The 21,317-nt window shown below is 37.2% G+C and carries 24 protein-coding genes; 15 read left to right on the plus strand and 9 right to left on the minus strand.

Features of this window, described 5'->3' with window-relative positions; all coding sequences use genetic code 11:
- Positions 1 to 67 precede the first annotated feature (67 nt).
- Complete coding sequence (locus Q0M21_RS04745; RefSeq protein ID WP_295335200.1) at positions 68 to 1,234, minus strand: hypothetical protein; 1,167 nt, start codon at positions 1,232 to 1,234, stop codon at positions 68 to 70.
- A gap of 174 nt (positions 1,235 to 1,408) precedes the next feature.
- A complete protein-coding gene (locus Q0M21_RS04750; protein ID WP_295335201.1) occupies positions 1,409 to 1,759 on the minus strand; it encodes a 4Fe-4S dicluster domain-containing protein in 351 nt (116 codons plus the stop codon).
- A 150-nt stretch (positions 1,760 to 1,909) separates the two neighbouring features.
- Between Q0M21_RS04750 and Q0M21_RS04755 the strand changes: the two genes are divergently transcribed.
- The 5 genes from Q0M21_RS04755 to Q0M21_RS04775 all read left to right on the plus strand — a co-directional run bounded on the left by Q0M21_RS04755 (position 1,910) and on the right by Q0M21_RS04775 (position 6,159).
- On the plus strand, positions 1,910 to 2,968 hold the full coding sequence (locus Q0M21_RS04755; RefSeq protein WP_295335203.1) for an acyl-CoA reductase: 1,059 nt from the start codon (positions 1,910 to 1,912) through the stop codon (positions 2,966 to 2,968).
- Between the two features lie 133 nt (positions 2,969 to 3,101).
- On the plus strand, positions 3,102 to 4,196 hold the full coding sequence (gene serC / locus Q0M21_RS04760) for a 3-phosphoserine/phosphohydroxythreonine transaminase (protein ID WP_295335205.1): 1,095 nt from the start codon (positions 3,102 to 3,104) through the stop codon (positions 4,194 to 4,196).
- Positions 4,197 to 4,320: 124 nt separating this feature from the next.
- A complete protein-coding gene (locus Q0M21_RS04765) occupies positions 4,321 to 5,283 on the plus strand; it encodes a D-2-hydroxyacid dehydrogenase (protein ID WP_295335207.1) in 963 nt (320 codons plus the stop codon).
- 96 nt (positions 5,284 to 5,379) lie between these two features.
- Positions 5,380 to 5,811: a DUF6146 family protein gene (locus Q0M21_RS04770; protein ID WP_295335209.1), complete on the plus strand. Its 432-nt coding sequence runs from the start codon at positions 5,380 to 5,382 to the stop codon at positions 5,809 to 5,811.
- A gap of 27 nt (positions 5,812 to 5,838) precedes the next feature.
- The gene (locus Q0M21_RS04775) at positions 5,839 to 6,159 is read left to right on the plus strand and encodes a DUF6787 family protein (RefSeq protein WP_295335211.1); all 321 of its coding nucleotides are present in this window, start codon (positions 5,839 to 5,841) and stop codon (positions 6,157 to 6,159) included.
- A 46-nt stretch (positions 6,160 to 6,205) separates the two neighbouring features.
- Here the strand turns inward: Q0M21_RS04775 and folE are convergent, their stop codons facing one another.
- Positions 6,206 to 6,874 (minus strand): GTP cyclohydrolase I FolE, encoded by a 669-nt coding sequence (folE, locus tag Q0M21_RS04780; RefSeq protein ID WP_295335212.1) that lies wholly within the window; start codon positions 6,872 to 6,874, stop codon positions 6,206 to 6,208.
- 149 nt (positions 6,875 to 7,023) lie between these two features.
- On the opposite strand from folE, the gene Q0M21_RS04785 reads away from it, so the two are divergent.
- The 8 genes from Q0M21_RS04785 (at position 7,024) to Q0M21_RS04820 (ending at position 15,764) form a co-directional block, all read left to right on the plus strand.
- Positions 7,024 to 7,683, plus strand: a complete 660-nt coding sequence (locus Q0M21_RS04785; RefSeq protein ID WP_295335214.1) for an ABC transporter ATP-binding protein — start codon at positions 7,024 to 7,026, stop codon at positions 7,681 to 7,683.
- A gap of 61 nt (positions 7,684 to 7,744) precedes the next feature.
- Positions 7,745 to 9,382, plus strand: coding sequence for a hypothetical protein (locus tag Q0M21_RS04790; RefSeq protein WP_295335216.1), 1,638 nt, complete (start codon positions 7,745 to 7,747; stop codon positions 9,380 to 9,382).
- Positions 9,375 to 10,139 (plus strand): TIGR02757 family protein, encoded by a 765-nt coding sequence (locus Q0M21_RS04795; RefSeq protein ID WP_295335217.1) that lies wholly within the window; start codon positions 9,375 to 9,377, stop codon positions 10,137 to 10,139. Before Q0M21_RS04790 ends, Q0M21_RS04795 begins: the two co-directional genes overlap by 8 nt.
- 44 nt (positions 10,140 to 10,183) lie before the next feature.
- The gene (locus tag Q0M21_RS04800; protein ID WP_295335219.1) at positions 10,184 to 11,530 is read left to right on the plus strand and encodes a DEAD/DEAH box helicase; all 1,347 of its coding nucleotides are present in this window, start codon (positions 10,184 to 10,186) and stop codon (positions 11,528 to 11,530) included.
- 73 nt (positions 11,531 to 11,603) lie between these two features.
- The gene (locus tag Q0M21_RS04805; protein ID WP_295335221.1) at positions 11,604 to 13,535 is read left to right on the plus strand and encodes a BatA and WFA domain-containing protein; all 1,932 of its coding nucleotides are present in this window, start codon (positions 11,604 to 11,606) and stop codon (positions 13,533 to 13,535) included.
- Positions 13,532 to 14,785 carry a dihydroorotase family protein gene (locus tag Q0M21_RS04810; RefSeq protein WP_295335223.1) on the plus strand — a complete coding sequence of 418 codons (1,254 nt, stop codon included), beginning with the start codon at positions 13,532 to 13,534 and terminating at the stop codon, positions 14,783 to 14,785. The genes Q0M21_RS04805 and Q0M21_RS04810 overlap by 4 nt, the downstream gene beginning before the upstream one ends.
- Positions 14,786 to 14,796: 11 nt before the next feature.
- The gene (locus tag Q0M21_RS04815; RefSeq protein ID WP_295335225.1) at positions 14,797 to 15,120 is read left to right on the plus strand and encodes a hypothetical protein; all 324 of its coding nucleotides are present in this window, start codon (positions 14,797 to 14,799) and stop codon (positions 15,118 to 15,120) included.
- Positions 15,120 to 15,764 carry an alpha/beta fold hydrolase gene (locus tag Q0M21_RS04820; protein WP_295335227.1) on the plus strand — a complete coding sequence of 215 codons (645 nt, stop codon included), beginning with the start codon at positions 15,120 to 15,122 and terminating at the stop codon, positions 15,762 to 15,764. The genes Q0M21_RS04815 and Q0M21_RS04820 overlap by 1 nt, the downstream gene beginning before the upstream one ends.
- A gap of 9 nt (positions 15,765 to 15,773) precedes the next feature.
- Here Q0M21_RS04820 and Q0M21_RS04825 read toward each other — a convergent pair whose 3' ends face one another.
- The 3 genes from Q0M21_RS04825 to Q0M21_RS04835 are packed head-to-tail and all read right to left on the minus strand — an operon-like array spanning position 15,774 to position 17,559.
- Entirely contained in the window at positions 15,774 to 16,262 is a 489-nt protein-coding gene (locus Q0M21_RS04825; protein WP_295335228.1) for a hypothetical protein, read from the minus strand.
- 23 nt (positions 16,263 to 16,285) lie between these two features.
- Entirely contained in the window at positions 16,286 to 16,786 is a 501-nt protein-coding gene (locus Q0M21_RS04830; protein ID WP_295335229.1) for a hypothetical protein, read from the minus strand.
- Between the two features lie 5 nt (positions 16,787 to 16,791).
- Positions 16,792 to 17,559, minus strand: a complete 768-nt coding sequence (locus tag Q0M21_RS04835; RefSeq protein ID WP_295335230.1) for an MBL fold metallo-hydrolase — start codon at positions 17,557 to 17,559, stop codon at positions 16,792 to 16,794.
- A gap of 126 nt (positions 17,560 to 17,685) precedes the next feature.
- Between Q0M21_RS04835 and Q0M21_RS04840 the strand changes: the two genes are divergently transcribed.
- On the plus strand, positions 17,686 to 19,152 hold the full coding sequence (locus Q0M21_RS04840; RefSeq protein ID WP_295335232.1) for a TonB-dependent receptor: 1,467 nt from the start codon (positions 17,686 to 17,688) through the stop codon (positions 19,150 to 19,152).
- 33 nt (positions 19,153 to 19,185) lie between these two features.
- Here the strand turns inward: Q0M21_RS04840 and bcp are convergent, their stop codons facing one another.
- The gene (gene bcp, locus Q0M21_RS04845) at positions 19,186 to 19,638 is read right to left on the minus strand and encodes a thioredoxin-dependent thiol peroxidase (RefSeq protein WP_295335234.1); all 453 of its coding nucleotides are present in this window, start codon (positions 19,636 to 19,638) and stop codon (positions 19,186 to 19,188) included.
- A gap of 72 nt (positions 19,639 to 19,710) precedes the next feature.
- Here bcp and nth point away from each other — a divergent pair, with 72 nt between their 5' ends.
- On the plus strand, positions 19,711 to 20,376 hold the full coding sequence (gene nth, locus Q0M21_RS04850; protein WP_295335236.1) for an endonuclease III: 666 nt from the start codon (positions 19,711 to 19,713) through the stop codon (positions 20,374 to 20,376).
- A gap of 16 nt (positions 20,377 to 20,392) precedes the next feature.
- Here the strand turns inward: nth and Q0M21_RS04855 are convergent, their stop codons facing one another.
- Positions 20,393 to 20,536, minus strand: coding sequence for a hypothetical protein (locus Q0M21_RS04855; protein ID WP_295335238.1), 144 nt, complete (start codon positions 20,534 to 20,536; stop codon positions 20,393 to 20,395).
- 59 nt (positions 20,537 to 20,595) lie between these two features.
- Positions 20,596 to 21,183, minus strand: coding sequence for a sigma-70 family RNA polymerase sigma factor (locus Q0M21_RS04860; RefSeq protein WP_295335239.1), 588 nt, complete (start codon positions 21,181 to 21,183; stop codon positions 20,596 to 20,598).
- Between the last annotated feature and the right edge of the window lie 134 nt (positions 21,184 to 21,317).

The raw sequence follows: 21,317 nt of genomic DNA on the forward strand, positions 1-21,317 counted from the left end.
TAAAAGTGCGCAAATATAGCGGAATTAAACCAAGTAACAAAGTGGTACTGAACGCAAAAATAAAAGCTCAAGGTGTACGGTCTTGGAGTTGGTTGATTATGGCTTGTTCTTCTTCGGTACTACTCAATCCGGAAACATCCCAATAAGTAGAAAGAATGGTGTTTTTCTTATTATAAAGCGTTTTGTCCTTAAAAACTTCACTCTCTTTGTAGCTGTAATTTTGGTTGCTGAAATTGGTGGTGACAAAATAATTCCTAACCTCAATATCCGTAGTTTTATTTTTTTCAATTCGCTCAAAACCAATCTCTTCCTTAGAACTAACTAAATAATAGTTTTCTCCATCCAATCTGTAAATTGCTTTGAAATTTGATTTGTAAATATTCTTAGCGCCAATCGCTTTTTTCTCTTTAACATTTGACAAAGTTGAGGGTGAAACTGAGGTGTTGATTTCGATGATGATTTTCCTTTTCCAGTCATAAATAATTTTAAAATCATCTCGTAATGCTGCGGTATTGTCTAGAGGTGTAATAAGCAAAACATAGTAATCTTGGTTAGCAGTAAACGATTTAATGAGATAATCGTATTTCTTTTTTGCCGCAGGTACCAAAACCGGTTCCAAATACTTAAAATTGTAATAGTTCTCCATGATGTCATTCAGATTATACCCTAGTACATCACTGTTGATTTGGTCATAAACCAAACCAAAAGAGCGATTTTGTTCGACCAGAATGTTGCTTTTGAAATTTTTGTCTTTACCGAACAATTGAAAGTTCATCAAGCCGTCGTTGTAATATGTGTAATCACCATCCATTTTAAAAAACTCTCGCGAATAGACTTTTAATCGGGCCGGAACGGTTAATTTTTCAATCGAGTTATCAACCAAATTTTTTAATACTTTTTGAGGATGTTGCCTAGTAACTATAATTTCATCCAAATCGTTTACATTGCTCTTAAGATAAATAACATTATCGGTTTTAAGCAAAGCCGAAGAACGAACAGTTACCTTGACATAAGATGAATGTGTAACCTGAATATTAGAAGAACCGTTTAGAATGAAAGTAACTTTTCCTTCCGAGTTACTTAATAACGATTGTTTGGTTTTCAAAATATAAACCGTAGCGTCTTCAACGGGCAAATCAGTATCGGCATCTTTCAGTGTTATCGCAATTTCAACACTTTGAGCCGAAACTGTAAAACCTAAAATCAGTAAAAAAAGCAGGTAGATTTGTTTCATTGCCGGAATTGGGTTTAAACAAATTTAATAATTTTTAGTTTAAACTTAAAAAGCAATCCTATTTTAGTTAATTAAGTACGGAAATTTTAATATTAAAGTTAAAATCATTTAAAAAACTGTAAAAGCATCTAGCAGTTAAGATAAAAAAACCTGAGTTTTAGCTCAGGTTTTTTTTTATTCGTTGTGTAAAAATGATTGTCTATTGAGTAAGGTTTCTTCACTTTCCACGTGATTGTCATCAGGCACACAGCAATCCACCGGACAAACGGCTGCACATTGTGGCTCTTCGTGAAAACCTTTACATTCGGTACACTTGCTAGGTACAATATAATAAATATCGTCAGAAATCGGAGTTTGAGCCGCATCGGCATCTACTTCGGTACCGTCGGGTAAAATTACTTTTCCTCTCAATTTGGTTCCGTCTTTATAGCGCCAATCGTCAGCACCTTCATAAATTGCAGTATTCGGACATTCCGGTTCACATGCCCCGCAGTTGATACAATCGTCAGTTATTATGATAGCCATTTTTTAATAGTTTGGAGTTTGGAGTTCAGAGTTTGTAGTTTAATGAGAAAGGCGTTATTAAATTACTCCTAACTCAATACTTCTAACTCATTACTTTTTCACTAATTTTGCACAAAATTACAATCAAAACCATTCATAAACAAGTCACTCATGTTACAAATCGAGAAAAAAAATTGTTTTATCGCTTTAGGTCGGTTTTTGAGTCAATTCAATTTTGATCAAAATCAAAAAAACGAAGCTGTATTGCACAACGATTTGTACTTTGATGCATTTGTCGATTTGATTCACGCCTCGCAATCGCACAACGGTTGGTTTACACCGGAACAAGTGTATCATGCTGTACAATCTTGGGCCAAAGCCTTGACGGAAGATAATTTGAATGCTTGGTTGTCACGATACGAATTCTCTACTATCCAACCTAAAACTGTAGGGTTAATTTTGGCCGGAAACATTCCACTCGTGGGTTTTCACGATTTCCTTTCGGTGTTGCTGTCAGGACATAAAGTGTTGGTCAAAACTTCTTCTAACGACCAGTATTTGATAAAGTTCTTGACCAAGTATTTAATTACTGTGTCTCCGGAAATGCAAAACTACATCACTTTTACCGATGGCAAATTAGAGAACTTTGAGGCTGTTATTGCTACCGGAAGCAACAATACCGCTCGTTATTTTGAGTTTTATTTCAAAGATAAACCCAGCATCATTCGCAAAAATCGCAATTCGGTGGCACTGTTAACCGGAACAGAAAGTCATGATGATTTAGTGCGTTTGGGTGAAGATATTTTCCGCTACTTTGGTTTGGGTTGTCGCAATGTTTCCAAACTTTTTGTACCGAAAGACTACGATTTTCAGCCTTTTTTTAAGGCCATATACGAATACAAAGACGTTATTTTTTACGAGAAATATTCCAACAATTACGACTATAACAAAGCTGTTTTCCTGATGAGTAATTTTAAATTACTCGATAACGAATTCCTAACTTTAAAAGAAGACAGTAGCTACGCCTCACCTATTGCCTCTGTTTTTTATGAATACTATGAAGATTTGGATGCTGTAAAACAGCGATTGGAAAACGACAAAGACCAAATTCAGTGTGTGGTTTCCAATGGTTTGACGCCCAACAGTATTCCATTTGGAAAAACCCAGCAACCAGAACTTTGGGACTATGCAGATAATGTTGATACTTTGCAGTTTTTGCAACAAATTTGATTATCAAATTCTCAATAAATGTTATAAACTAAAACGATTTCGTTAATAATATTGGTTTATTATTGCGGAATTCTAACTGCTTATTTTAACCCTATTTCCGAAATTTGCGCTTTAATTTTTTGGAAATGCTATTATGAAAAAACACAACTACAGCGCCGGACCGTGCATACTACCTCAGGAAGTTTTTGAAAAATCGGCTCAAGCCGTTTTAGACTTTAACCAGTCCGGTTTGTCCATTTTAGAGATTTCGCATCGCAGTAAAGATTTTGTGGCTGTTATGGACGAAGCTAGGGCTTTGGTTTTGGAACTTTTAGGGTTGGAAGGCAAAGGTTATCAAGTATTATTCTTGCAAGGTGGTGCCAGCTTAGAATTCTTAATGGTGCCTTACAATTTGATGAAAACGGATGGCAAAGCGGCTTATTTGGATACCGGAACTTGGGCGAACAACGCCATTAAAGAAGCTAAATTGTTCGGAGAAACGGTTGTTGTAGCTTCATCTGCAGCTCAAAATTACAATCACATTCCAACCGACTACACTATACCGACTGACGCAGATTATTTTCACTGCACGAGCAATAATACCATTTTTGGGACTCAGATGAAATCGTTTCCTAAAACGACTATTCCGGTGGTTTGCGATATGAGTTCAGACATTTTTTCGCGTACTCTAGATTTCTCCCAATTTGATTTGATTTATGCCGGAGCGCAAAAAAATATGGGTGCTGCCGGAACAACTTTGGTTGTAGTCAAAGAAGAAATTTTAGGTAATACCGGGCGTTCCATTCCTAGCATATTAGATTATCAAAAGCATATTAAGGCCGAAAGTATGTTCAACACGCCTTCGGTTTTTGCGGTATATACTTGCTTGTTAACCTTACAATGGTTGAAAAAACAAGGTGGCATTGCTGCCATTGAAAAAATAAACAAAGCGAAAGCCAATTTACTCTACAATGAAATCGACAGAAATAGCATGTTCAAAGGAACTGCAGCGATAGCCGACAGAAGTTTTATGAATGCGACTTTCTTGTTGGAAAATCCTGAACTTCAACAATCGTTTGACAAAATGTGGAAAGCCGCCGGCATTTCAGGAATAACCGGACATCGTTCTGTAGGTGGTTATCGCGCTTCGATGTACAATGCGTTGCCGCTGGAAAGCGTTCAGGTATTGGTAGATGTAATGAAAGAATTTGAGTCGATGTATAGCAATCAGTCGCAATTAGCACAATAGCCCTAGCCCGGATTGGAGCGGAAATCCTTTTTGTTTTTTCTTTAAAAACAAAAAGATTGGAACGAAAAGCCGGATTAAGCTTCCCAAAAAAACAACATACAACTTATAAAATACAACAGAAATAATGAAAGTATTAGCCAACGACGGAATTTCTAAAAGCGGGATTAAAGCCCTGGAAAAAGGTGGATTTGAAGTAATTACGACTAAAGTTGCCCAAGAGCAAGTGGCCAATTATATCAATGCCAATGGTATTTCGGTTTTGTTAGTACGCAGTGCTACCAAGGTGAGAAAAGAATTGATTGATGCTTGTCCGGGATTGAAAATTGTTGGTCGCGGCGGTGTTGGTATGGACAATATAGATGTGGCTTATGCCCGTTCTAAAGGCATACATGTGATTAATACACCGGCTTCGTCATCGGAAAGTGTGGCCGAATTGGTCTTTGCGCATTTGTTTACCGGTGTTCGCTTTTTACACGATTCAAATCGAAATATGCCTTTGGAAGGTGATTCCAACTTTGAAGGTTTGAAAAAAGCTTATGCCAACGGCATTGAGTTGCGTGGGAAAACCTTAGGAATTATTGGTTTTGGCCGCATTGGTCAAGCCGTAGCTAAAATGGCTTTAGGTTTGGGTATGAAAGTGATTGCCGCGGATAAATTTGTGGACAAAGCCGAAGTGAAAGTTGATTTTTACAACGGTCAGTTTATCAACGTTGAATTTGAAACTGAACCTTTAGAAGAAGTGTTCAAACATGCCGATTTTATTACGCTTCACGTTCCGGCTCAGGAAGGTTACGTGATTGGAAAAGAGGAATTAGCGATGATGAAAGACAGTGTAGGTATAGTGAACTGTGCTCGTGGCGGTGTGATTGATGAAGTGGCTTTGGTGGAAGCTTTGGACAGCGAAAAAGTATTGTTTGCCGGTTTGGATGTGTTTGAAAAAGAACCTACGCCGGAAATTCAGATTTTGATGCATCCGAAAATTTCGTTGACACCGCATATCGGAGCAGCGACTTTGGAAGCTCAGGACCGAATTGGTACCGAATTGGCAGAACAGATTATCAGCCTGCTACAATCGGAAAAAGCATAAGAATGAAGCCATACTGATAAGTGTGGCTTTTTTATTTTAACATCTTTAAAACAATTTTTAATATTGAATTACTTAATTTTATAGAAAATTGAGTTTATGAAGACATTAGTTTCTGTAATCGGTTTATTCTTGCTCATCATAGGCTGTAACAGCTCAAAGACCATAGCAGACAATAATGGAAATGCATTGGCAAAAGTATCGGACACTGTAAAAATTGCCAACGACAGTTTGGAGTATGAAGTGACTATCATTGATCCGGGATTTAGTACATGGTTAGCCGGAAGAGCTTTGCCACGAGGCTATTACTCTGAAAGTTATTTGGAAGTTAAAAACCAATTCTATGTTGCCGAATGGAATCGCAGAGCCATGCAACCGAATTTATACGATCCGAATTTGTATGAAATGCAGATAAACTACGACATGAACATTCATTACGGTTACGAAGTAAACTACTTGATTTATAATTACTTTATTTATTTTCAAAACCATTACAATCAAAGACTCGGCGGATTTGTTCCGAGTCGATAATCTCTTATCTTTACCAAAAATTATTGTATGGCAAGTTTTAGAGAACGTTGGAATATCAAATCAAATTGGCAGGCCTTTGTTATTATTGTAGTATTTGCCATAACCGGTTCAACATCAGCCTATCTTTCGAAACCCTTTTTGGAATTGTTTGGCATTACCAGAGAAAGCATTTCAGGGTGGATTTATTATCCGCTTTACATCATACTCATCTTCCCTATTTATCAGGTTTTATTGGTTAGTTTCGGATTTATATTCGGCCAATTTACTTTCTTTTGGGCTTTTGAGAAAAAAATGCTCAAAAGTATGGGATTGGGTTTTTTATTTCCGGATAAAAAAAATCCCGAGTAAAACTACTCAGGATTTTAACCCAAAAAATACTCAATTAACTAAAAATTTATTTCTCTTTTATCAAGTTGAAGAAATCATTTCTGTTTTCTTTATCATTAAAAATACCGCCGTATTGTATGGTAGAAGTGTAACTGCTTTCATCTTCTATACCTCTGCTGGAAACACACAAATGCTTGGCTTCCATCACAACAATAACATTTTCAGTATCTAAAACGGTTTTCAATTCGTTAAAAATTTGCATGATCAATCGCTCTTGCACTTGCGGACGACGAGCGTAATAATCAACGATGCGATTCAATTTCGACAAACCGATAACTTTCCCGCTGGAAACGTAACCAATATGCGCTTTTCCAATGATAGGTAAAAAGTGGTGTTCGCAGGTTGAGTTAAAACTGATATCCGCTTCTACCAACATTTTGTCGTATTGGTAAGAATTGTCGAAAACAGATATCTTTGGTTTGTTCGCAGGATTCAAGCCCGAGAAAATTTCATCGATAAACATTTTCGCTACTCGATGTGGTGTTCCTCTTAAACTGTCATCGGTCATATCTAATCCCATTTCCTGCATGATTTGGTAGAAATGGTGTTCAATTACTTTTTTCTTGTCAGCATCTGATTTATCAAAAGCATCAGGACGAAGTGGTGTGTCTGCAGAAGTCATTTGATGATTGTCGCCTATCAGTTCAAATAATTCTTTTTCAATGGTAGTGTTCATAAGAATTAATATTTTTGTTCAACAAAAGTACGAAATGATTAAACAGAAAAAAGTAATTAACATAACTTTATTACTTATTCAACGATAAAAAAAATTGATTCAAAGTTTAAAAATCAAAATACTTTGTTACTTTGTGAAAAATTCGATTAATGATTACGGCCAAAAACATTCACAAATATTACGATAATTTACAGGTACTGAAAGGAGTTGATTTGCACATCAAGAAAGGAGAAATTGTCTCCATAGTCGGCGCTTCCGGTGCTGGAAAAACAACCTTATTGCAAATCTTGGGCACGTTAGACAATGCTACAAAAACTGATAATACTTCACTTGAAATAAACAATGAAAACGTTCTGAAAATGAACGATAAAGAGCTTTCTAAATTCAGAAATCTGCATTTGGGTTTTATTTTTCAATTCCACCAATTGTTACCCGAATTTACGGCTCTGGAAAACGTATGTATTCCGGCCTACATAGCCGGTAAAGATAAAATTGCTACCGAAGCCGAAGCTAAAAAATTATTAGTCTATTTAGGGTTGGCTGAAAGAAGTCAACACAAGCCCAACGAACTATCCGGTGGTGAACAACAACGCGTAGCGGTAGCTCGTGCGTTAATCAACAAACCGGCCGTGATTTTTGCCGACGAACCTTCCGGGAATTTAGATACAGCTTCTGCCGAAAACTTGCACCAATTGTTTTTCAAATTGCGCGATGAGTTCGGCCAAACCTTTGTAATTGTGACGCATAACGAAGATTTGGCCAATATGGCCGATCGTAAACTAGTCATGAAAGACGGCTTAATTATTTGATGCTATGATGCTTATCCTGCTGAGTTGGCTGTATATTTTTGTCACTTCGACAAGTTTAGGAATGAGCTTTTCAAAACTATTGGGAATTCCGATGCGGAATATCACCATTACCACTGTATTAGGATTGTTTGCGGTAACATTACTAGCCAGTCTTTGGGCTATTTTCGGACCAATCAACTTAGGTTTTGCGGTCTTTTTAACCTCAATAACCTTAATTTTTGGTTATTATTTTCGAGCTGATTGGCCGTTGTTATGGAAAACGACTACCGAGTCTTTTGGTTCTTTTTCCATTACGTTGAAATCACTCTTTGCATTGAGTAGTATTTTAATATTAGTCCAATCGGCTACTTCACCATTTGTAGTTGACAATGAAACCTATTACATTCAAACCATAAAATGGATCAACGAATACGGTTTGGTTCCCGGTTTGGCGAATTTACATTTGTTTTTTGGGCAAACCAGCGGTTGGCATATTGCCCAAAGCGCGTATTCGCTGTCTTTTCTGTACGAGAACTTTAACGACTTGAATGGCTTTTTACTGTTACTGTTGAACTTTTGGGCTTTTGAGAGACTTCACTCTTATTCGGTAAACAAAAACAAAATCGACTTGGCTTTCGGATTGTTGCCTTTGAGCTATCTATTTTTATTCCAATTTGTCAACGCACCGTCGCCTGATTTGGCAGTTTATGTACTGGCTTTCTTGGCTTTTTCCATTTACACTTCGGCAGAAAATGCCACTGAAAAACTGAAACTGCTGTGGGTTTTACTGCTTTTTGCCGTATACATCAAAATCACAGCTGTAGTGCTTTTGCTTTTACCGATTATCGTTTGGGTTAAACATTTCAAACAAATCAACAACCAACTCATTGCTATCCGTTTGCTCGGTGGATTGGTACTGTTTCTGTTTGTGATTAAAAACAGTATACTTACCGGTTATCCTTTGTATCCGTTGACATACTTACCCTATTCCGATGCGGATTATGTAGTACCCAAAGACATCCTATCGTATTTTTTCAGTAGAGATATGATGCATTCTTTTTATCTATCGTTTGGCACTTTAGAACAGGCTAAATTGACGGAAATTGTAATAGCATACTTTTTACACAACGGAATCGATAGTTTAATCGGATGCACAACCTTATTGTTGTCAATCATTACACCGTTTATCCTCGAAAAGTATTATCCGAAACAAGGTTTAACCACTATTTATTGGGTGTTTGTATTGCTTTTAGTTTTGTTGATGCTGAGTTCGCCGCAATACAGATTCTACGTGTATTTCACTATTTTCTTCGGATTATTAGTACTTGCTGCGCTCTTGTCTAAAAAAAAAATAATCTTGTCTTTGTTGGGTTTAAGTTGCCTTGGTTGTGCTGTTTTAGTGTTAGTTCCGATGTCATTCGGCAGTTTGACCAACAATGCCATGCTAATGCAAAACAACACATTTGAAGCGGAGAATCTAATTTTTCCGAAGCCAAATACTAAGAGCAACATCGCATATACCATCGAAACCAAAGGCAATCTAAAGTACAATACTCAGAAAAACACCGAACTGTTCTGGATAACCGGAAATGGAGCTTTACCAACGGTCAGTAAAGCACAATTGGATTATTTCGAAACTTATTTTCACGTGATTCCGCAAAAGCGTGGTCAAACCTTAAGCGAAGGCTTCAAAGCCCAAAAAGTAAAACTTCATGACTAAATCAGAACTCAAAGATTTTTTGGACGAGAAAGTCGCACTTTACAACAATCCTAAGTTTATTGAAAGCGATCCGATTCAGATTCCGCATCAATTCACCCAAAAAGAAGATATCGAAATTGCTGCCTTTCTCACAGCTACCATCGCTTGGGGCAACCGCAAGATGATTATCAACAATGCCAAACGCATGATGGATTTGATGGGTAATTCGCCTTATGATTTCGTCATGAATCATGAAGAACATCATTTGGACAATCTGGAAACATTTGTCCATCGAACCTTTAACGGTGTCGATTTCAAAACTTTTGTCATCGCTTTGCAACAACTGTATCAACAGCATGGTGGTTTGGAACATTTTTTCAACCAACACCAAGAAAAAGATTCCATGCAAAATGCTATTGCGGCATTCAAAAAACAATTCTTTACCATACCGCATTTAACTCGAAGTACGAAACACGTCTCCGACCCGACGCAAGGTTCGGCAGCCAAACGTATTAATATGTATTTGAGATGGATGGTTCGAAATGACAACAAAGGTGTTGATTTTGGGTTGTGGTCTAAAATTCCAACATCCGTTTTATCTTGTCCACTGGATGTCCATTCCGGAAATGTGGCTCGAAAATTAGGCTTACTAACGCGCAAACAAAACGACGGCAAAGCTTTAGCCGAATTAGATGCTTCGTTACGCGAATTAGATCCAAACGATCCGGTAAAATACGATTTTGCTTTATTTGGCTTAGGCGTTTTCGAAGGTTTTTAAGGTTTATTTTCAATTCCGTACCTTTGCCCGAAATTCAATAAGCCATGAGCACTTTCGAGCAATTCAATCTTCCGAAATCATTACAAAAAGCCGTTGACGAATTAGGGTTGACTACACCAACACCTATTCAAGAACGCGCGTTTCCGGTAATTATGTCAGGACGCGATGTGATGGGAATTGCCCAAACCGGTACGGGAAAAACCTTTGCGTATCTGTTACCTATACTAAAACAATGGAAATTTGCTGCTACCGATACGCCACGCGTGGTAATTATTGTGCCAACCCGTGAATTGGTTGTGCAAGTAGCCGCCGAAGTAGAAAAACTCAGCCAATACATGTCGGTTCGCACTTTAGGCGTTTACGGAGGCGTGAACATCAACACCCAGAAAACCGCAGTTTATCAAGGAATTGATATTTTGGTCGGCACTCCGGGAAGAATCATGGATTTGGCTTTAGACAATGTGGTTCGGTTTGACAATTTACAGAAATTAGTCATCGATGAATTCGATGAAATATTGAATTTGGGCTTCCGCTTTCAAGTTACTTCCATCCTAACCATGCTGAAAGGCAAACGCCAAAACATCTTATTTTCGGCTACAATGACCGATGACGTGGATGAAATGTTGGAAGAATATTTTGATTTTCCCGAAGAAGTTTCTTTGGCACCAAGTGGAACTCCCTTGGAAAAAATAGAACAATTAGGGTACAAAGTACCTAATTTCCTGACCAAAGTTAATTTTATAGCCGATTTGCTTCAAGACGAAGCTTTTGAACGCGTATTGCTTTTTGTAAACAATAAAAAGACGGCCGATTTGTTAGCCGATAAATTGGAAGAAATGTATACTGAGCAATTTGGGATTATTCATTCTAATAAATCACAGAATTATCGCTTGCAAACGATGGCTAATTTCAGAGCCGGCGAAATCAGAGGTATAGTTACCACTGATGTTATGGCGCGTGGTTTGGACATCTCGGATATCACACACGTTATTAACGTAGAGTTTCCTGAAGTTCCTGAACAATACATTCACCGTATCGGTAGAACCGGTCGTGCCGACAAATCGGGTATTGCCATCAGTTTGATTAGTCCGCGAGAAGAAGAAATCATGATTGAAGCCGAAATGTTGATGGAAAAAGAAATCGAATTCCTTGACTTACCGGAAACTGTTGTCATCGCCGAGCGTTTATTGGAGTTTGAAAAAGACAAGAAAAAGAAAATGAAATTCTTGTTGAAGAAACCCAAATTAGAAGGCGGCGCCTCGTTTCATGAAAAGAAAGAGAAGAACAAAAAAGTAAACTTAGGCGGACCATCGAAAACCAAAAAGAAAACCAGTTCATCGGTGAATCGGAACATATTAAAAAACCGAGCAGCCAAACGTAAAAAGAAATAAAAGTACCGCTAAAATTGTCTTAAACGCTTAGGTAAAATCATAAAAAGTGCTATTTTTGATAAACTTTTACTAAATGCAATTCAAACATCCGGAAATCCTGTATTTTCTCTTCTTATTGGTGATTCCAATTTTGGTGCATTTATTCCAATTGCGACGTTTTAAAAAGGAGTATTTTACCAACGTTCAATTCCTGAAAGAGCTTTCCGTACAAACCCGTAAAAGTTCGACCATCAAAAAATGGTTGTTGCTTTTTACTCGTTTATTGTTGCTGACCTGCTTGATTTTGGCTTTTGCACAACCCTTTTTTACCGCTAAAGAAAGTTCGAAATCTACTAACGAAATGTACATCATTTTAGACAATTCGTACAGTATGCAAGCCAAAGGCAAAAAAGGCGAATTGCTCAAACGTGCCGTACAAGAGTTATTAGAACACATCCCGGAAACACAAAATTTCTCCTTAATTACCAATTCGGAAACCTTTTGGAATACCGATATTAAATCGATTCAAAAAGAATTACAAGATTTAAAATACAGTGCAATGCCTTTCCGCTTGGACAATTTGATTGCTAAAGTCAATGCCCGAAAATCGGCTTTCAACAAAGACATAGTAGTAATTACCGATGCCGTTGGTGTAGAAACTAATGAATCGAAAAGTTTCAAAAAAGAAGACAACGTCTATTTCATCATTCCGGAAGCCGAGCAAAAGAACAATGCGGCTATCGACAGCGTTTACATCCAACAAAATTTAGACAGTTTTTATGAAATCGCCATCAAGTTATCGGCTAGTGGCGAAATTTCTTCGTTGCCGATTGCACTTTACAATCAGACTAAATTGACGGCCAAAACCGTAGTGAATTTTGAAGAAAATACTAACACACAATTGGTTAAATTTACCATTCCGAAAGAAGATTTTCACGGTTATGTCTCGATTACCGATAAAGGTTTGGAGTATGACAATACGTATTACTTCAGCATTTCAAAACCCAGCAAAACCAATGTTATCAGCATAGGCGATACTGAAAAAAGTAGTTTCTTGGCTAGAATTTACACTGCCGATGAATTCAACTATACCAATTTTCCGTTGGCGAATTTAGATTATAATTTACTGGAAAAACAAGATGCCATAGTGCTCAATGAATTAAAAGACATTCCGCAAGCTTTGCAGACTACGTTGAAATCATTTGTCAACAAAGGTGGAAATGTAGTGTTGATTCCGGCGCAAGAGAGCAATTTAAATACTATGAATACTTTCTTGGCAAACTTCGGAGCCGTTCAGTTGAAAGCTTTGGCAAATGGCGACAAGAAGGTGACAAAAATTAATTTCAATCACCCGTTGTTTAGCAATGTGTTTGAAAAAAAGGTGGATAATTTTCAATATCCTTCGACTAAATCAGCTTTTGGCATTAGTAGCAATACACCGGCAATACTGACTTACGAAGACCAAAGTGCTTTCTTGACTTCCATCAGTAATCCATTGTCTTCCGTTTATGTTTTTGCGGCACCAATTGCTAAAAGTAATAGTAATTTCCAGAATTCGCCGCTAGTAGTACCAACTTTCTACAACATGGCGCAAACCAGTCAGAAATCGGGCGTAACCGCTTTAACAATTGGCGAAAATCAGCCTTTTGTGGTAGAAACAGTATTGTCAAAAGATGAAATACTGACGGTTAAAAACAAAGCCGAAAGTTTTATTCCGGTGCAACAATTGTTGAATACCAAAGTAAAAATGACTTTTGCAGAACAGCCTTTACAAGCCGGAAATTTTGGTATCTTTAACGGTACAAATTCGGTGGAAAACATCAGCTTTAATTACAGTCGTACCGAAAGCAATTTGAGTTTAGCCAATCCGGATATTGCGGTTGGTTATCAAAATAGTGACGATATCGAATCGGTGTTCAACACCATCCAAACTGACAGAACCGATACCCAAATCTGGAAATGGTTTGTGTGGCTCACCCTACTCTTTTTAGTCTTAGAACTGCTCATTCAAAAATTTGTCAAATGAACTTAGTCATCCGAAAAGCCAAAATTATTGACCCTAAAAGTCCCTTTCACAACCAAACTGTTGATGTAAAAATTACGAATGGCGTAGTTGATGCGATAGGCAATTCGGTCAGTAATGATGCCAATTATCAAGAATTCCAACACGAAGGTTTACACTTGTCACAAGGTTGGTTTGACACCAGTGTTTCCTTAGGCGAACCTGGTTTTGAAGACCGAGAAACCATTGCTAACGGATTAATAGTAGCGGCCAAAAGCGGTTTTACCGGTATTGCACTTCAACCCAACTCACATCCGATAATTGACAACCAATCACAAGTGCTTTTTGTTAAACAGAAAGCGGCTGACACAGCTACAAACCTATATCCTATTGGCGCATTAACCAAAAACAGCGAAGGCAAAGATTTAGCCGAATTATACGATATGAAAAATGCTGGAGCAGTGGCTTTTGGCGATTACGGCAAGAGTTTGTCTAATGCGAATTTGCTGAAAATCGGATTACAATACGTACAGGATTTTGACGGATTGGTAATCGCTTTTGCACAAGATGAAAACATCAAAGGTAATGGTGTAGTCAATGAAGGCGTGGTTTCGACCCGATTAGGATTGAAAGGCATACCAAATTTAGCCGAAGAATTAATCATCGCCCGAAACTTATTTTTACTCGAATATACCGGAGGTAAATTACATATCCCAACAGTTTCAACAGCCAAATCCGTAGCTTTGATAAAAGAAGCCAAAGCCAAAGGATTGTCAGTAACTTGCAGTGTAGCGGTTCATCATTTAGTGCTGACCGATGAAAAATTAGACGGTTTTGATACTCGATATAAAGTCAGCCCGCCATTGCGTACAGAATCCGACAGACAAGCTCTACTAGCCGGAGTTTTAGACAATACAATCGATTGTATTACCAGCGATCACAACCCTATAGATATTGAACACAAGAAGATGGAATTCGACTTAGCCAAAAACGGTACTATCGGGTTAGAAAGTACTTTTGGAGCTTTGTTGACTGTTTTATCTTTAGAAAAAATAGTTGAAAAATTAACTTTCGGTAGCAGCATATTAAACATTGAAAAACAACCTATTGACATCAATTCAAAAGCGAATTTAAGTCTGTTTGAAGTCGACTCTAATTGGACATTTTCAAAAGTTTCTATTTTATCTAAGTCGAAGAACAGCGCCTTTTTAGGACAACCAATGCGAGGCAAAGCCTTGGGAATTTACAACAACGGAAAATTAGTTTTATCCTAACCTTTACAATTATGGAAAATTTAGATAAATCAAAAAACATAGCCATAATAGCTTATTTAACTATTATTGGAGCAGTGATTGCTATTTTTATGAATCAGGAAGAAAACAAATCGGCATTTGCTTCATTCCACATTCGTCAGGCTTTGGGCTTATTTCTATCCTTCTTCTTACTAGGTTATTTTGTAGGTTATGCTGATAGTTGGACCGTTACTTCAGCCTTTTATTTATTCTATTTCATTTTATGGATTTACGGATTTTTAGGAGCTGTTCAAGGACAGATGAGAGAATTGCCGGTGGTTGGTGCTTTTTTTCAAAATCTTTTTAAAACATTGTAATGGAATTATCGTTGTACCATTTGGTTAGAGAACCAAAAATTAAAAAAGAGAAAAACCCTTTACTCCTATTGCTTCACGGATACGGCAGTAATGAAGAAGACTTATTTACATTTGCCTCTGAATTACCCGACGATTATTATGTAGTTTCAGCCCGTGCACCTTTTGATTTGTCTTATGGCAGTTACGCTTGGTATGCCATTAATTTTGATGCTGATGAAAACAAATTTTCCGATATCGGACAAGCGCGTGCTTCCCGCGACATCATTGCGCGTTTTATTGATGAACTTGTAGCTAATTATCCTATAGATGCTGAGAATGTAACCTTAATTGGTTTTAGTCAAGGTTGTATTTTGAGTTATGCCGTAGCATTATCGTACCCTGAAAAAGTACAACGCGTAGTGGCCATGAGCGGCTATTGGAATCCCGAAATTGCAGTAGATGATTATTTAGAAAACGACTTTAGCCAATTGCGCATTTTTGCTTCACACGGAACCGTTGACCAAGTCATACCGGTGGAATGGGCCAGAAAATCGATTCCGGCTTTACAAGTTTTAGGTATTGAAATCATTTTTAAAGAATACATGGTCGGTCATGGCGTAGCGCCACAAAACTTTTTCGACTTCAAGCATTGGCTGACCAATTAATAGATAGCACTACTGTTCTTCAGTATCGCTACCGGTAATTTTTTTGCCTGGTATACCATCACCGGCAAATTTATTTTCATTGGCTCTCTTTAGCACGAAACCTTTCCAAGGCACCAATTGCCAATCTTCAAAAGTCCATGGCTTGCCTTCGGCAGATCTAGTCAAAACGATAGAATTAGTCTCTTTTGGCAGAAATACTTCAGCTTGATTACCATCCTCACTAAACAATACGTAAGCACTCAAGGATTCGTCTTCACTATCCGGATTGGCAACAGGATTTAACGGAACTCCGGTAAAGGCTTTGATACATTCTTTATTGATTTTGGACCAAACATATCCGGCAGATGCCAAGCATCCGTGCTCGTCTTTGTCGTTCACTACTGAAGAATCTCTAAGCGTTTCATTGGCTATAATCTCCTCTTCGGCTGATTTTTGATCTGTAAGCTTACATGAGACTAAAATCGTGCAAAAAAAGACAAAAAAGAATACTTTTTTCATGATGGTGTTTTTTGTGTAGGCAGCTAATTTAAGTCTTTTGGATATAAATACGAACTCATAACTTCAAAAGATATACTTTGGTCGTCGTTAACAAAGTATTTCAACAACACTTCACCCCAAATTTCACCATTACTGTAATTGGCAATAATCCATCGGTGATTCAACAACTTTACTTTATTAATAATGAATTTTTGTTCACCCATTTTAACTTGATCGGTATATTTGTTTCCTTCTTTATCATCATTAAAAGCCAACAACGCTTGTTTCACTTTTTCTGAAAAAGCATTGATATCGTTTTGGTTTAAATAATTTATTGCACGGTCATTTTGTTCTAATGAAAAGTAATTCGCCTCGTAAAGTTGGTTTTCTAAATCTGCCACTTTAGCAGAATCATTTGCAACAGTATTAGACTCTTTTCCGGCATTAAATTTCATACTGTTCTCTTTTCCGGTAAAGTATTTATAAGTGAACAAATTCATTAAAACGGCAATGATAAAAAGATAAAGAAATAGTGATTTTTTCATGGTATTTATAGTGAAATTTTTAAATTATCGTAAGCCAAAAAAATATTCTCGGGCAATCGCTCTTGCACCTCTTCATGAAAACCGAGCAAGTGACTGATGTGGGTTAAATAGGCTTTTTCAGGCTGAACCAAATTTATGAAATCTATGGCTTCCTGCAAATTAAAATGGGAATGATGTGATTCTTCTCGCAAGGCATTTACAACCAACACTTTCACGCCTTTTAATTTGTCAACTTCGACGGTATCAATCGTTTTTACATCAGTTAAATACGCAAAATCCTGAATTCTGAAACCAAAAACTTGAAGGTTCCCATGATTGACATTGATTGGAATAATTGGAGTATTACCAATACTGAAAGCTTGATTGTTCACAATCTCTACAGGTTGAACGCTTGGTGCGCCGGGGTATTTATTTTCGGTTTCAAAAATATAATCAAATCGTATGCTTAAATTCTGCAAAACTCTTTTGTGACCGTAAACCGGTATGGCTTCGCCTTGTTTAAAAAAATAAGGACGAATATCATCCAGTCCGGCGGTATGATCTGCGTGCTCATGGGTAAACAAAATTGCATCGAGTTTGGCACAACCGCAATTCAACATTTGTTGTCTGAAATCCGGACCACAATCAATAACAACGGAGTTGTCGTCCCAAGTAACCCAAACAGATACCCGTAACCTTTTGTCTTTAAAATCGGTACTCTTACAAACCGAATGATGGCTTCCGATAACCGGAATTCCTTGAGATGTCCCTGTGCCTAAAAAGTAAACTTGCATAGTAGCATGGTTTTTGAGACTAAGCTCAAAGTTGATGACTTTAAAAGTAATTAATTACAAAAATAGACTTAATTATCTTTTTATAAAATACCTATTTTACTAACTTTGCAAAGAATACATACAAAAATGGATAAGACAGTTTCTAATATAAAGCTCAAAGGCGATAAAGCGATCGAACAAATTCCTGCGATTAAAGACAAGGCTTTGCGAATTAATTTGAATGAAAACATTTACGGTACATTCGCGGAAATTGGAGCCGGTCAGGAAACGGTAAGACACTTTTTCAGAGCCGGCGGTTCTTCAGGAACTATTGCCAAAGCAATGTCTGCTTACGATAAAGATTTCAGTGATGCAATTTACGGCATTGAAGATGACGGTCGTTATGTTACTGAGAGTCGCTTAAAAAAAATGTTGTCTCATGAAGTGGAATTGATTGAGCAACGTTTGAAAAGAGACAAACATCCCAACAAAATTTTCTTTAGTTATGCCAATACGGTAGCCACGATTGACTTTGCCAAGCAATTCAAAGGACACGGTTGGGTTGGTATCAAATATCAGGTTGAACCTGATGAAGACTACAACGAAATCATACTTCACATCCGTTTTAAGGAAACCGATGCTAAATTGCAACAAGAAACCTTAGGCATTTTAGGTGTCAACCTAATTTACGGTGCCTATTACAAATACAATGATCCCAAAAAACTCTTGCGCTATTTGTATGATCATTTAGACAAAGACCAATTGGAGATTGACACCATTAATTTCTCAGGACCACGTTTTGCCAATGTAGATAATCGCTTGATGAGTTTACAGTTGGTTAAAAACGGAATGACCGATGCAGTAATGTTTGGTCCTGACGGTAAAAACGTTTTACCGGCTTCGGTATTGTACAAGAAAAACATCTTGGCCTTGCGCGGTAGTTTCCGTCCGGTAACCCAGGTTAATATGGACATGTATGAGAAATCGTTGAAAATGTTCTTGGAGGAAAGCAAAGTGGATAAAGATAATACTCTAGTGGTGTTTGAAATTACACTATCTAACTTGCGTTCGGAAGGTGAAATTGACGAAAGAGATTTTATGGACAGAGCCGAATTACTTTGTTCATTGGGTCAAACCGTTATGATTTCAAATTTCCAGGAATATTACAAAGTAGTCGAATATTTCTCCAACTACACTAAAGCCCGTATGGGATTAGCCATGGGTGTGAATAACTTGGTAGATATTTTTGACGAGAAATACTACCGTCATTTGAGCGGAGGTATTTTAGAAGCTTTCGGAAAATTATTCTACAGAGATTTGAAAGTGTTCTTGTATCCTATGGAAGATGAAAACGGCGAAATCATCAATTCACAAAATTTGAAAGTACATCCTCGAATGAAAGAATTGTACAAGTTTTTCGCTTACAACGGAAAAGTAGTAGACATAACCGACTTCGATAAAGATCACCTAAAAATATTCTCTCGGGAGGTTTTAAAAATGATCAACAACGGCGTTCCGGGTTGGGAAAAAATGCTACCGCAAGGTATTGCAGAAATCATCAAAAAGCACCGCTTGTTTGGATATGATCCCAATAAAATTTTAGAAAAAGCATAAATGAAAAGGCCAAGAATTAATCTTGGCCTTTTTTTATTTCAATATTTGTGCAGCATGTGCTTTGGTTTTAACCTCGGTAATTATATCTTCCAGAACACCTTCTTCATTAATCACAAAAGTCGTTCTGTGAATTCCATCATACTCTTTACCCATAAATTTTTTCGGGCCCCAAACTCCAAATGCCTGGATAACTGATTTGTCCTCATCGGCTAAAAGCGGAAAGGGGAAATCAAACTTGTTTTTGAAACTTGCTTGGGCTTTAGCACTATCGGCACTTACTCCTAAAAGAGCATAATTGTTAGCTTTGAAACGTTCAAAGTTGTCTCTTAAATCACATGCCTCCGCAGTACAGCCAGGTGTATTGGCTTTTGGGTAAAAGAAAACCACTAATTTTTTTCCATGATAATCAGCCAAAGTATGTTGGTTACCATCTTGGTCTTTTCCGGAGAAATTGGGCGCTTTGTCGCCTATTTTTAATGTAGTCATTTGATTAATGCTGGTTTAAATTAATGAATAGTTGGGTTTTATTTTTATTTTTACCAACCAAATTTAGACAAAATGACCAAACAAGAACGTGCAACATTCGTTATAAATACGTTAAATGAATACTATCCTGAAATTCCGATTCCGCTCGACCATAAAGATCCCTATACTTTATTGATAGCTGTATTGCTCTCAGCTCAATGTACCGATGTTAGGGTGAACCAAATCACTCCTATCCTATTTGACAAGGCAGATAATCCGTATGACATGGTTCAACTTTCAGTCGAAGAAATCAAGGAAATCATCCGACCTTGCGGCTTATCGCCTATGAAGTCGAAAGGCATTTACGGATTGTCGAAAATTTTAATCGAAGAGCACAATGGTCAAGTTCCTCAGAGTTTTGAAGCATTAGAAAGATTACCTGCTGTTGGACACAAAACCGCTAGCGTAGTTATGTCTCAGGCTTTCGGAGTGCCGGCATTTCCCGTTGACACACACATACACCGATTAATGTACCGCTGGAATCTATCTAATGGCAAAAGTGTACAGCAGACCGAGAAGGATGCCAAAGCTATATTTCCCAAGGAATTGTGGAACGATTTGCACTTGCAAATTATTTGGTACGGACGAGAATATTCACCGGCTCGAGGTTGGGATTTAGAAAAAGATATCATCACCAAAACTATCGGCAGAAAATCGGTTTTGAATGACTACTTTAAAAAAACATCCCGCAGCGTTTAGCACTACGGGACGTTAATTAATTAGCAATACTTTCGAAGTTCATGTTGCCTACTTTGATAATATTCAATGCACAAGAATATTGAAGTATCAAACGGATTGTTTCTTTTTTGGGTAACATTTTTTGTGTTGCTAATTTGCGTTTGGAGTAAAGTTTTGCCATATAAAAAACCGATTAGTTTGATTGTTTATAGGATAACGCAAAAAATTACTTTTTATTGTTTAGGAAGGCAAATAAATTTTATTTTTTTCTATTACTTTTCTCAAATTAGTAATGGCATAGCGCATTCTGCCTAAAGTTGTATTAACACTAACTCCGGTGTAATCTGCTATTTCCTTGAAACTCATATCTAAATAATAGCGCATCATAATCACTTCTTTTTGATCGTGCGGTAATTTTTCGATGATAGCTTTGATATCAATTTCAACTTGATTTTTGATTAATTTTCGTTCAATATTCAGAGACTCATCTGTCATTCTGGAAAAAACCGATAATTCATCAGTATCCCTATTAAGCGGCATTTTTTTATCGCTTCTGAATTTATCGATGATTAAATTACTGGCTATACGCAACACCCAAGACAAAAACTTGCCTTCTTCATTATAATACTTGCGCGACTTAAGCGTATGAATTACTTTGAAAAAGGTTTCCTGAAAAATGTCTTCCGTAATGTCTCTATCCAAAACCTTGGAATAGATGTATCCGTAAATTTTTGATTGGTGCCTGTTTACAAGAATTGCCAACGAATTTTCATCGCCGGAAATGTACTTATCAACTAATACTGCATCAGGAAGTTGAGATTTTGCCATAACAATACCTTTTAGTGAGGATTAAAAAACAATTTTTTATTCTAAAAAGTAGTGTTTTGGTATAGGCAAATCAGTTTTGTGAGTTAAACATATTCCAAATTTAACATAAAATTTATTTAATACGCAAATAAAAT

The sequence above is a fragment of the Flavobacterium sp. genome (assembly GCF_024710485.1).
Lineage (GTDB): Bacteria > Bacteroidota > Bacteroidia > Flavobacteriales > Flavobacteriaceae > Flavobacterium.

What these genes read in the sequence shown, in the direction of transcription:
- Q0M21_RS04745 (WP_295335200.1), bottom strand. Translation starts at nt 1,234, where the DNA reads ATGAAACAAATCTACCTGCTTTTTTTACTGATTTTAGGTTTTACAGTT.
- Q0M21_RS04750 (WP_295335201.1), bottom strand. Translation starts at nt 1,759, where the DNA reads ATGGCTATCATAATAACTGACGATTGTATCAACTGCGGGGCATGTGAA.
- Q0M21_RS04755 (WP_295335203.1), top strand. Translation starts at nt 1,910, where the DNA reads ATGTTACAAATCGAGAAAAAAAATTGTTTTATCGCTTTAGGTCGGTTT.
- serC (WP_295335205.1), top strand. Translation starts at nt 3,102, where the DNA reads ATGAAAAAACACAACTACAGCGCCGGACCGTGCATACTACCTCAGGAA.
- Q0M21_RS04765 (WP_295335207.1), top strand. Translation starts at nt 4,321, where the DNA reads ATGAAAGTATTAGCCAACGACGGAATTTCTAAAAGCGGGATTAAAGCC.
- Q0M21_RS04770 (WP_295335209.1), top strand. Translation starts at nt 5,380, where the DNA reads ATGAAGACATTAGTTTCTGTAATCGGTTTATTCTTGCTCATCATAGGC.
- Q0M21_RS04775 (WP_295335211.1), top strand. Translation starts at nt 5,839, where the DNA reads ATGGCAAGTTTTAGAGAACGTTGGAATATCAAATCAAATTGGCAGGCC.
- folE (WP_295335212.1), bottom strand. Translation starts at nt 6,874, where the DNA reads ATGAACACTACCATTGAAAAAGAATTATTTGAACTGATAGGCGACAAT.
- Q0M21_RS04785 (WP_295335214.1), top strand. Translation starts at nt 7,024, where the DNA reads ATGATTACGGCCAAAAACATTCACAAATATTACGATAATTTACAGGTA.
- Q0M21_RS04790 (WP_295335216.1), top strand. Translation starts at nt 7,745, where the DNA reads ATGAGCTTTTCAAAACTATTGGGAATTCCGATGCGGAATATCACCATT.
- Q0M21_RS04795 (WP_295335217.1), top strand. Translation starts at nt 9,375, where the DNA reads ATGACTAAATCAGAACTCAAAGATTTTTTGGACGAGAAAGTCGCACTT.
- Q0M21_RS04800 (WP_295335219.1), top strand. Translation starts at nt 10,184, where the DNA reads ATGAGCACTTTCGAGCAATTCAATCTTCCGAAATCATTACAAAAAGCC.
- Q0M21_RS04805 (WP_295335221.1), top strand. Translation starts at nt 11,604, where the DNA reads ATGCAATTCAAACATCCGGAAATCCTGTATTTTCTCTTCTTATTGGTG.
- Q0M21_RS04810 (WP_295335223.1), top strand. Translation starts at nt 13,532, where the DNA reads ATGAACTTAGTCATCCGAAAAGCCAAAATTATTGACCCTAAAAGTCCC.
- Q0M21_RS04815 (WP_295335225.1), top strand. Translation starts at nt 14,797, where the DNA reads ATGGAAAATTTAGATAAATCAAAAAACATAGCCATAATAGCTTATTTA.
- Q0M21_RS04820 (WP_295335227.1), top strand. Translation starts at nt 15,120, where the DNA reads ATGGAATTATCGTTGTACCATTTGGTTAGAGAACCAAAAATTAAAAAA.
- Q0M21_RS04825 (WP_295335228.1), bottom strand. Translation starts at nt 16,262, where the DNA reads ATGAAAAAAGTATTCTTTTTTGTCTTTTTTTGCACGATTTTAGTCTCA.
- Q0M21_RS04830 (WP_295335229.1), bottom strand. Translation starts at nt 16,786, where the DNA reads ATGAAAAAATCACTATTTCTTTATCTTTTTATCATTGCCGTTTTAATG.
- Q0M21_RS04835 (WP_295335230.1), bottom strand. Translation starts at nt 17,559, where the DNA reads ATGCAAGTTTACTTTTTAGGCACAGGGACATCTCAAGGAATTCCGGTT.
- Q0M21_RS04840 (WP_295335232.1), top strand. Translation starts at nt 17,686, where the DNA reads ATGGATAAGACAGTTTCTAATATAAAGCTCAAAGGCGATAAAGCGATC.
- bcp (WP_295335234.1), bottom strand. Translation starts at nt 19,638, where the DNA reads ATGACTACATTAAAAATAGGCGACAAAGCGCCCAATTTCTCCGGAAAA.
- nth (WP_295335236.1), top strand. Translation starts at nt 19,711, where the DNA reads ATGACCAAACAAGAACGTGCAACATTCGTTATAAATACGTTAAATGAA.
- Q0M21_RS04855 (WP_295335238.1), bottom strand. Translation starts at nt 20,536, where the DNA reads ATGGCAAAACTTTACTCCAAACGCAAATTAGCAACACAAAAAATGTTA.
- Q0M21_RS04860 (WP_295335239.1), bottom strand. Translation starts at nt 21,183, where the DNA reads ATGGCAAAATCTCAACTTCCTGATGCAGTATTAGTTGATAAGTACATT.